The 1044-nt window shown below is 61.1% G+C and carries 1 protein-coding gene; it reads right to left on the bottom strand.

Going from position 1 to position 1044, the window contains the following annotated elements; all coding sequences use genetic code 11:
* Positions 1-1044 (bottom strand): elongation factor Tu (gene tuf, locus ACFPAH_RS23050; RefSeq protein WP_379750012.1); only part of this gene is annotated, 1044 nt, incomplete at both ends.

Below are 1044 nucleotides of genomic sequence, written 5' to 3'. Positions count from 1 at the left end.
CATCGCGATCGGGTTGATCAGCTTGACGGTGATCGACACGTTATCGCCTGGCATGACCATTTCCTTGTCCGCTGGCAGCTCGATCGAGCCGGTCACGTCGGTGGTACGGAAGTAGAACTGCGGACGGTAGTTGTTGAAGAACGGGGTGTGACGGCCGCCTTCATCTTTCGACAGAACGTAGATCTCGCCGGTGAAGTGGTTGTGCGGCTTGATCGAGCCCGGCTTGGCCAGAACCTGGCCACGCTGGACGTCTTCACGCTTGGTGCCGCGCAGCAGCAGACCGACGTTGTCGCCAGCTTGACCCTGGTCCAGCAGCTTGCGGAACATTTCCACGCCGGTGCAGGTGGTCTTGACGGTGTCGATGATGCCGACGATTTCGATTTCTTCGCCGACCTTGATGATGCCGCGCTCGACACGACCGGTCACCACGGTGCCGCGACCCGAGATCGAGAACACGTCTTCGACTGGCATCAGGAAGGCGCCGTCCACTGCGCGCTCTGGCGTCGGGATGTAGGTGTCCAGGGCTTCGGCCAGACGGATGATGCACTCTTCGCCCATTTCGCCTGGCTGGCCTTCCAGCGCCATACGTGCCGAACCCTTGATGATTGGCAGGTCGTCGCCTGGGAACTCGTACTTCGAGAGGAGCTCGCGCACTTCCATTTCGACCAGTTCCAGCAGTTCCGCGTCGTCGACCAGGTCGCACTTGTTCAGGAACACGATGATGTATGGAACGCCAACCTGACGCGCCAGCAGGATGTGCTCGCGGGTCTGTGGCATCGGGCCGTCAGCGGCCGAGCACACCAGGATCGCGCCGTCCATCTGGGCTGCACCGGTAATCATGTTCTTGATGTAGTCGGCGTGGCCTGGGCAGTCGACGTGCGCGTAGTGGCGCGCTTCGGTTTCGTACTCGACGTGCGCGGTGTTGATGGTGATGCCGCGTGCCTTTTCTTCAGGAGCCGCGTCGATCTGGTCGTACGCCTTGGCTTCACCGCCGAACTTCTTCGACAGAACGGTTGCGATTGCAGCCGTCAGGGTGGTTTTGCC

Source organism: Massilia sp. GCM10023247, from assembly GCF_042653325.1.
Taxonomy (GTDB): Bacteria; Pseudomonadota; Gammaproteobacteria; order Burkholderiales; family Burkholderiaceae_D; genus Telluria.
The sequence above is the reverse complement of the archived record's forward strand: the minus strand, read 5'-3'. Positions and strand labels throughout refer to the sequence as shown.